Origin of the sequence: Prevotella sp. DNF00663, assembly GCF_001553265.1 — a bacterium.
Lineage (GTDB): Bacteria > Bacteroidota > Bacteroidia > Bacteroidales > Bacteroidaceae > Prevotella.
In genome coordinates, this window is the sequence record NZ_KQ960605.1 from 1 (window position 1) to 8,043 (window position 8,043).

At 45.4% G+C, this 8,043-nt stretch carries 8 protein-coding genes; all 8 read left to right on the plus strand.

Going from position 1 to position 8,043, the window contains the following annotated elements; all coding sequences use genetic code 11:
- Positions 1–37: 37 nt before the first annotated feature.
- The 8 genes from HMPREF3034_RS12225 to HMPREF3034_RS12505 all read left to right on the plus strand — a co-directional run bounded on the left by HMPREF3034_RS12225 (position 38) and on the right by HMPREF3034_RS12505 (position 8,002).
- Positions 38–220 (plus strand): hypothetical protein, encoded by a 183-nt coding sequence (locus HMPREF3034_RS12225; protein ID WP_156431030.1) that lies wholly within the window; start codon positions 38–40, stop codon positions 218–220.
- 100 nt (positions 221–320) lie between these two features.
- Complete coding sequence (locus HMPREF3034_RS03795; protein ID WP_036899923.1) at positions 321–1,709, plus strand: leucine-rich repeat domain-containing protein; 1,389 nt, start codon at positions 321–323, stop codon at positions 1,707–1,709.
- A 15-nt stretch (positions 1,710–1,724) separates the two neighbouring features.
- Positions 1,725–2,348 (plus strand): DUF4903 domain-containing protein, encoded by a 624-nt coding sequence (locus HMPREF3034_RS03800; protein WP_036899921.1) that lies wholly within the window; start codon positions 1,725–1,727, stop codon positions 2,346–2,348.
- A 90-nt stretch (positions 2,349–2,438) separates the two neighbouring features.
- Positions 2,439–4,790 (plus strand): TonB-dependent receptor, encoded by a 2,352-nt coding sequence (locus HMPREF3034_RS03805; RefSeq protein WP_062433349.1) that lies wholly within the window; start codon positions 2,439–2,441, stop codon positions 4,788–4,790.
- On the plus strand, positions 4,787–5,485 hold the full coding sequence (locus tag HMPREF3034_RS03810) for an HmuY family protein (protein ID WP_062433352.1): 699 nt from the start codon (positions 4,787–4,789) through the stop codon (positions 5,483–5,485). Before HMPREF3034_RS03805 ends, HMPREF3034_RS03810 begins: the two co-directional genes overlap by 4 nt.
- Before the next feature lie 7 nt (positions 5,486–5,492).
- Positions 5,493–6,368: a hypothetical protein gene (locus tag HMPREF3034_RS03815; RefSeq protein ID WP_062433355.1), complete on the plus strand. Its 876-nt coding sequence runs from the start codon at positions 5,493–5,495 to the stop codon at positions 6,366–6,368.
- Between the two features lie 14 nt (positions 6,369–6,382).
- A complete protein-coding gene (locus tag HMPREF3034_RS03820; RefSeq protein WP_062433382.1) occupies positions 6,383–7,828 on the plus strand; it encodes a PepSY domain-containing protein in 1,446 nt (481 codons plus the stop codon).
- 33 nt (positions 7,829–7,861) lie between these two features.
- A complete protein-coding gene (locus HMPREF3034_RS12505) occupies positions 7,862–8,002 on the plus strand; it encodes an ABC transporter ATP-binding protein/permease (RefSeq protein WP_156431031.1) in 141 nt (46 codons plus the stop codon).
- Positions 8,003–8,043: the final 41 nt, after the last annotated feature.

The window sequence follows — 8,043 nt, forward strand, 5'->3', positions numbered from 1 at the left end:
TAAATGAAGGTTTTGCAGAGGTCTCATAATATATAATATGATGACAAGTTCGATTATCAAATTAGACAGACCTTACCCTATTGTTACAGAATATGGTTATCACGAGAGTTTCCGACCGCAGATACATAGTTATGCCCTCGTATCGCTGCGATACCGTTTGAGCCTTACCAAAAGTAAAACAGATAAAAATTCTCACAAACAGCAAAATCCTAATAAATAAGGATTGCAAAAACAAAAATAAAATCATAAAAAATAGGTATTGTGAAATCCAAACAAGACGCCTACCTTTGCAACTCAAAACAATTAATTTATTATCGAAAATGAAAATAGTAAAGAATTTAACATTACCAGTGTTGGTATTCCTTGTGATGGGACTTGCCTCATGTAGCAGTGACGACGATGTAGTTAAGTACAGCGCGAACGCCCTAAAGAACACGGAGTTGATGAACATACTGAAGCAGAAAGGCTATCAGTTTGACAAAGACGGCAAGTTGGAACTCAACGACTTGGCGGAGAAAACCACCGCATTGGATTTAAGCGGAACCAAACTCAAAGATCTCAGCGGACTTGACATTCTGCCCAACCTGAAAGACGTAAAACTCTCCAATAACGGGTATGGACCTGTTTTCGACTTCGCCCAGCTGCCAGCACAAATTACTGGTGTAGATTTGACAGGCAACGACATTTATGACTTTGAAGGACTGGTGAATGTAAAAACGGAAGAGAATGGTGATGAAACCGTAACACAGCTGCACAAAATCACGAAATTGTACTTGCCACAGACGGCAAAGTTTAATATCAAAGACCTTGTGCGTTTCTATCGAGAGAAGAAGGCTGAGATTGAGTCTGGCAGTATAGACGTGAAGATGGAAACAGCAAAAGGCGACTTGCAGAAATACAATACCATTCGCGAGATACCTGATGAGAATATAAGGGCTAATTTCAAAAAATACTTTTCCAGCATCTTTGATGAAGACGGTATTCATATTGACATCAGCAAGCGGTTAAGCAATAAAGATAGGTCGAATAAGTGTGTATTTAATAAGTGGAATGGAGTTGCCACTGCTGAAACACTGGAAGGGGTACAATATATTGTGAACAATCCTTATTGGGATGGCAAACTTCTTACTGTAAACCTGACAAACAAAGCGAAACTCCCGTATCTGAGACCCTGTAGCGGTCTCAGGACCTTGTCATTGACAGACGTGGATGCCTCTGAAGGCATCAATTTTGAGGATGCTACAAACATGACAGGTTTCCAATGGGTAAAGGTTAGCGGTATTAGCGAAATAGATTTAAGTCATAGTACCCTGTTTGGTCAGAGAGCGATTGAGCTGGAACAGAATGGTCCCGATGGTTCCTCACTTGTTTTTGTAGACTGCCCAGATTTGAAAAAGATAGCTTTACCAGAAAAAAGCGGGTTGCGATCTTATATAATAACATTTTCGAATATGAAGAGTCTAGAGCAGGTAGATTTGTCCAAATTTAAGATGATATCTGATTTGGAACTTGGCGGTTTATCTGCGAATTGTCGTGTTACCTATCCAGAATTGACGGAATTTCATACCTACGAGAAAAAAACCTCTTTTGCGTGTACGCAAGACGTGTTTGACAGACAGGAAACAAAAGACTTTATCAAGAAGTATCTCAAGGTCTTGTCCAGTGGTGGGTTATTCATAGATGGAGTTCAATGGTCATCACTAAATTAACAAGACATAAAAAAGATGAAACATTTCATAACAGTAAAGTGTATCCTTTGCCTCTTGGCAGTGTTCTCATTGGGTTTATCTTCCTGTAACAGTGATGACAATTTGGAACAAAAAGCCCCCGCTCTGGAATACCTAAAAGAGGCAAAAGATATTTTGTCAGGAGATATTGTCCTTTCCACAAAAGCGACAATGAACACGGTCGATAAGACCCTCCTGCCCCAAGGATGTCCTACTAAATTTAATTTCAGTTGGGAGAAGGACAGTCTTCGTCTGAGGCTCGATGGCTTTACCGTAGGCAAGATGCCATTGATTGTGTATTTCTCATGCAAATGTAAGTTTATGCAACTCAACTCTTGGGAAAAAGACACATATAAAGGGGATGGCTGGATAAAGTTTAAGGGTAAGGACGGTAGCGTTACGGGAAATCCTAAAGATGATTCTGGAGTACAGCAAGGAAGTGGCGCAGGTGTAGAAGGCTATCTGAATGTGAAAACTCATGAAATAGAATTCATTGTAGACTATAACATGATGAACGTGCGTTCCGAGTGTTTCTTGCAGACTATCGACAAGAACCGTATCAACAATTACGAAGCCGAGTTTGCCCAATACGAGAAGGAATTGGCAGCCTATAAGAAGTAACACGGATTGTAATACGTTACAAATATGGCAATAAAGGAAGTGAGGGGCTGTGAGTGCTTTCACTTCCTTTTTCAAAAATAAAAAGAAACGATGCAGAAGAAAGGATTCTTATTCTTACTCCTTTGCCTGCTTTTGGCGATAAGCGCACAGGCACAGCGCAGGGTAAGGATAACCATACTTGAAAAAGATACGCAGCAACCTTTGGTAGGGGCTACTGTGCAATATGCCACGAGCAAAGAGATGTTGGATGTTAAGAATACCATTACCGACATTGATGGCAAGGTGATATTAAGTATAGAAAAGGGAAAGGAACTATACTATAATGTCCATGCAACGGGCTTCGTCCCCGTAAAAGGAAGTGTGCCGTCACAGGAAAACAACATAAAGATTGTTATGCGCGAAGACGTGCTGCACCTGAACGATGTCGTTGTAACAGGTTCACGAACAGAGCGCCCCGTGAAACTGTCGCCCGTCACCACACAGGTATTGGGCGGAAAGGCACTCGTTGATGCAGGGTACAGCGACCTACAACATGCCCTGCAACAAGAGACACCAGGACTCAACATTCAGAAAGTGGGTTTCGGCAACGAAATCTCAATGCAGGGACTGGATGCGCGCCACGTTCTCTTTCTGCAAGACGGTGAACGAATGACGGGCGATATGGCAGGCAACCTCGACTACGAACGCTTTAACCTGCACGCCATCGACCGTGTGGAGATTGTAAAGGGTGCCAGCAGTACTCTGTATGGTAGTCGTGCTTCGGGTGCGGTCATCAATCTTATTTCTAAAAAAGCGACCAAACCATTGGATATTCAGGCAGGTATGCGCTGGGCACAGATGAACGAGCGCAACTACAAGACACCGTCTCCAAAAGATTTTCTATATATGTTTGAGAAGAACAGCGACCGTCCTAACTTGCAGGCGTGGCTCTCTGCTGGAGTGAAGCACAAGGCTTTCACCTCACAAACCGACGTATGGTATAGCGAGAGCGATGCCTTTTATATGTATCAGGCGGAGAACGACAGCAAGACTTACACAAAGGAGGCAAACCCCTTTCTGCCTCATGACATCACGCTCACCAGTGTGGCGGCACGTTCGCCAATGGGCATTGAGGGAACGGAGCATATCTCAGCAGCGCAGAAGTTCTATTACGAGCCCAACAGAAACCTGTCGGTACAGGTGTATGGTTCGATGTTCTTCATGAACTCATACGACTTGATACAAGACATGACCTTCTCGCAGAGTCGCGACTTCATGGCAGGCGTTAAGGCGAAATACAATGTAAAAGACTGGTTTAGCGTAAACCTGAGCATTCACAATGATTTCTACGACCGCTTCAAACGGCACGAGCGTATCGATGAACGCAAAAAGGTTTATAAGAGCAAGATATTCGAGCCACGCCTCACGCTGACCAGTAACTATTTCAGCGGACACAGTATGATACTGGGCGTGGAGCATACCTCGGACGAGCTTACCAGCGACCGATTCGTGAATCGGAAAATGACCACGCGCGCCCTGCACGAGACGGAGTACTTCGTACAAGACGAATGGACGGCAAATGCCCATTGGATGCTCTCCACAGGTGTGCGAACCAACTTTTCAAAAGCTTTCGGATTTATGTGGATGCCCAAAATTGCGGTAAAATACTCTCCCGATGACCACTGGGCGATACGTGCCAACTACTCCATGGGTTACCGGGCACCGAGCATCAAGGAGCTTTTTTTCAATTGGGACCATTTAGGGATGTTTCAAATCAGGGGTAGCGAAGACTTGAAGCCCGAGAAGAATCATTACTTTTCGCTGGGTGCCGAGTATAGTCATAACGGATTCTTCATCAACGTAAACACCTATGGAAACTTTTTCAGAAAGAAGATTGAGGGAGTATGGCACATCTATGATATGCAGTATAACTTTGAATACACCAACCTCAGCAGTCAGCGTATGCTGGGCATTGAGGCTATCCTGAAATGGCACTTCCTCGACCGGTTTACCCTGAATGGAACATACAGCTATGTAAACGTAAGCAAGCAAAACGGCATACAGGTGAACACCACATCGCCACACGCTGCCACGGCAAGCATCGACTATGTATATAACAAGCCTAACTACCGCTTGAAAACCATCTTCAGTGCATCGCTCATGGGCGAGAAAAACTTTGATGTGCAAGATCGTGTGTGGGTGGAAGAAGACCGCAAGAGTTACGATGCCTATTTCCGTTGCACATTGCCTACCTATGCGATTTGTAATCTGGCAGTGGTGCAGACATTCTACAACAAAGTGAAAGTTACGCTCGGAGTAGATAACATCTTCAACTATGTGCCCCACACCTTGGGATCGGGCATCACTATGTTCAATGTTCCTGCCACCAGCGGTGCAAAGGGATATGTGCAAGTGGAGTTTCTTGTTGATGACATCGTAAAATCATTAAAAAGAAAAAAATGAGAAAATACATATTCATACTTTTCGCTTTAACGACAGCATTGTCCTCGTGCGTGAGTTACGATGCGGAGGAGTTTACGGGCAAAACGCTGCCAAGAGTTACGGGATACACCACTGGCGTTACCAACGATTGGCTGTACATCAATTTGCGCACAGGAAAAATATTCAACCTTGACAAGCCCAATGGCGACATTAAAGAGGGCGAACAGCGGGAGCGTACCGACTGGGACATTGCCTTTTGCGGCTACCGTATGCGAACGAATAGCGGAACATCGGGCAATGGAAAAGGCGGAGCCGCCGACTTAGGCTACGGCAGCTATGATACATGGAGAACGGTAAAACAACTACCAACCAATTTACAATGGGCGGTGGACGACCATTCAGTGAGTATCACAATGTCGCAAAATGATTGGAACAAGTATCTCATCGCCAACAAGCTTGACTTTAAGCAAAATCCATGGTTCGACCCCAATCGCGGTCCCGCATCGACACAGACAGATGCTAACCCCACATTGGCAAAAGCAATGACCTTCACAGGTCCACCGCCTGTCTATGCTCCCTCGTTTCACACCTACGTGGTGCGCACTGCCGATGGACAGCGATATTTCAAACTACAGATTATCAGTTGGTACAAAGCCGATGTTGAAATAGGTGATACGGGCGGACAAACAAGTTATTATTGTGATGAACTGAAATAAGAAAAAAATGAGAACAAACAACAATCTATATATCTGGCGTACCATCGCCTCATTTTTATTGGTGCTTTTCGCCATGCCCTTGGGTCATGCGCTGATGATATTGATGGAGAAGTTCATGAACGAAGGAGCCATGCACGTTGCTGGTTTTGCGATGGGCTTTGTAGGATTAATCCTTGTTATTATCGGTGTGTTCGTGAAAGGCGACACCCGTCAAACTCTTTGGGGACTTTTTGGCGGTCTGCTCTTCTGGACGGGCTGGGTGGAGTTTCTTTTCCTCTATTATGCACGACGTTATGGCGTACAACCAGAGATAGAGAACGGCGTGGTGGTGACCAAGCCCGAATACCTTATCATGCCTGCCTCGTTTGGCTTGTGGATGATGGTGATGACGATGTACATCTTCAGCACCAAGAACGGCTGCGACTTCATCACGTGGATACAGAAGGTGGTGTTCCGCAGCCGCCGCAAGGTCATCGCTGCCCAGCCCATGACACGCCATACAAGTATCGTGACGTTCATGGAACTCAACATGATGCTGTGGGGACTGTACCTGCTGCTGATGTTCTGTTATGACAAACGCTTCCTCGGCGACCACCATCCCGTTACGTTCCTCGTAGGAGTGGGATGCCTCATAGGCTCGTTCTTTATGCTGCATCGCCAACTGCGTCTTGCCTCATGGGGTGCAAACATCCGCATGGCAATCGCTACGGTCATCGTGTTTTGGACTCCTGTTGAGATACTTGGGCGCATCAACTTCTTTAAGGAGTTTTGGGTAGAGCCTGAGAAATACGCATGGCAAATGCTTGTCATCCTCATGGCTTTTATTTTGTTGGGTGTTTATCTTTGGTTCAAAGGCAAACAACGAAAGAGAGCAGAGCAATGATGAAAGGAATTGGGATGAAGAAAACAACGTGGAAACGACACCATAAATGGTTAGGAATTATCTTAGCTCCGTTCGTCATACTCTTTTGTCTATCGGGAATAGTACTCAATCATGCCAAGTTGTTTCAAGGCATCGATATCAGCAGGACACTGTTACCCTCAGAATATCGATATAGCCAGTGGAACCAAGGATTGTTTCGTGGTACGCAGAAATGGAGAAACAAGGTGTTGATATACGGCAACGCTGGCATTTGGGCGAAAGAGAAGGATGTGGACACGATAACCGACTTTAACCGCGGGTTGCCCAAGGGTGCCGACCTGAGAAACATTCGTGGAATGACGGTCATGCCCAATGGCTGTTTATACGCCATGAGTCAACGTCATTTGTATCAATTGAACAACCATGGCGTATGGGAACAAGTTGATATCCTTCAGGGTAAGCACGAAAAGTTGAGTGATATTACACAGAAGGGCGACTCGCTCATCATCACGGGTCGGTCTTACGTTTATCAGTCTCACTTTCCTTACCACGACTTCCAAAAAATCACCTTGAAGAAAACAGACAATGACAAAGGGAAGGTTTCGCTCTTCCGAACGATATGGCTTCTCCATGGAGGCGGACTGTTTGGTATGGCTGGCAAGCTCTTTGTCGATGCCGTGGGACTAATCCTCTTGTTTCTCTCCCTATCAGGCTTATATTATTCCTTTGCGCCTCGTTCCCGTTCATTGTTGGGAACACGTACGAAGCGAAGGCTGATAACATGGCACGACAAGTTGGGACGAGGTGCGATGTTCTTTCTGTTGCTGCTGACCATTACAGGCTGGATGCTACGTCCGCCTGCGCTCATAGCCATAGCCTCTGGCAAAATACCGCCCATACCTTTTTCTTCCATGGACAGCGACAACCCATGGAATGGTTGTCTGCGCTCGCTGCGGTATGATAAGGATAAAGCCGACTGGCTGTTGTGTACGTCGGACGGTTTCTATTCTCTTCGGAATTTGACCGCCACACCAGAGAAAGAAAAAGTGCAACCTCCTGTGAGCGTTATGGGCATCAATGTCGAGCAACACACTCATCAGAACACATGGCTGGTAGGTTCGTTCAGCGGCATGTATGTATGGGATAGAGTGCATCAGTCCGTTACCGACTATTTCACGCATCAAAAGGTGCAGTCTGTGAGTGGGAATCCTTTTGGAAGTCATGCCATTGCAGGATTTTCATCAGACTTGGACGATAAGGACATGGCGGTGGAGTACAAGAAGGGTACTTCATCTCTTCGCATGCCTGACAGCATGACAATGCTACCCATGTCATTACGCAACGTTTGCATAGAAGTGCACACAGGGCGAATCTTTACCTTTTTGGGCATGGCTTCTCTTTTTTACATCTTCCTCATGGGCGTGGCTTGCTTATGGTGTCTTTGGAGTGGCTGGAAGATATATAGAAGATACCCTCATTGAGTTTACATTTCATATATCATCATCGCCCACCGTATGCGCATCGTATTAGGTGCCGACCACATCGTGGTGCTTGACGGCGGAACAGTCAGCGAGCAGGGTACACCCGAAGAACTAATGGCACACAATGGGACTTTTGCACAAATGGTAAGACTGCAACAAGAAAACAAAGCATAAAAAAACTATAAAACAACGGCTGCAAAAAAAACAGATATTCA

What these genes read in the sequence shown, in the direction of transcription:
- HMPREF3034_RS12225 (WP_156431030.1), top strand. Translation starts at nt 38, where the DNA reads ATGATGACAAGTTCGATTATCAAATTAGACAGACCTTACCCTATTGTT.
- HMPREF3034_RS03795 (WP_036899923.1), top strand. Translation starts at nt 321, where the DNA reads ATGAAAATAGTAAAGAATTTAACATTACCAGTGTTGGTATTCCTTGTG.
- HMPREF3034_RS03800 (WP_036899921.1), top strand. Translation starts at nt 1,725, where the DNA reads ATGAAACATTTCATAACAGTAAAGTGTATCCTTTGCCTCTTGGCAGTG.
- HMPREF3034_RS03805 (WP_062433349.1), top strand. Translation starts at nt 2,439, where the DNA reads ATGCAGAAGAAAGGATTCTTATTCTTACTCCTTTGCCTGCTTTTGGCG.
- HMPREF3034_RS03810 (WP_062433352.1), top strand. Translation starts at nt 4,787, where the DNA reads ATGAGAAAATACATATTCATACTTTTCGCTTTAACGACAGCATTGTCC.
- HMPREF3034_RS03815 (WP_062433355.1), top strand. Translation starts at nt 5,493, where the DNA reads ATGAGAACAAACAACAATCTATATATCTGGCGTACCATCGCCTCATTT.
- HMPREF3034_RS03820 (WP_062433382.1), top strand. Translation starts at nt 6,383, where the DNA reads ATGAAGAAAACAACGTGGAAACGACACCATAAATGGTTAGGAATTATC.
- HMPREF3034_RS12505 (WP_156431031.1), top strand. Translation starts at nt 7,862, where the DNA reads ATGCGCATCGTATTAGGTGCCGACCACATCGTGGTGCTTGACGGCGGA.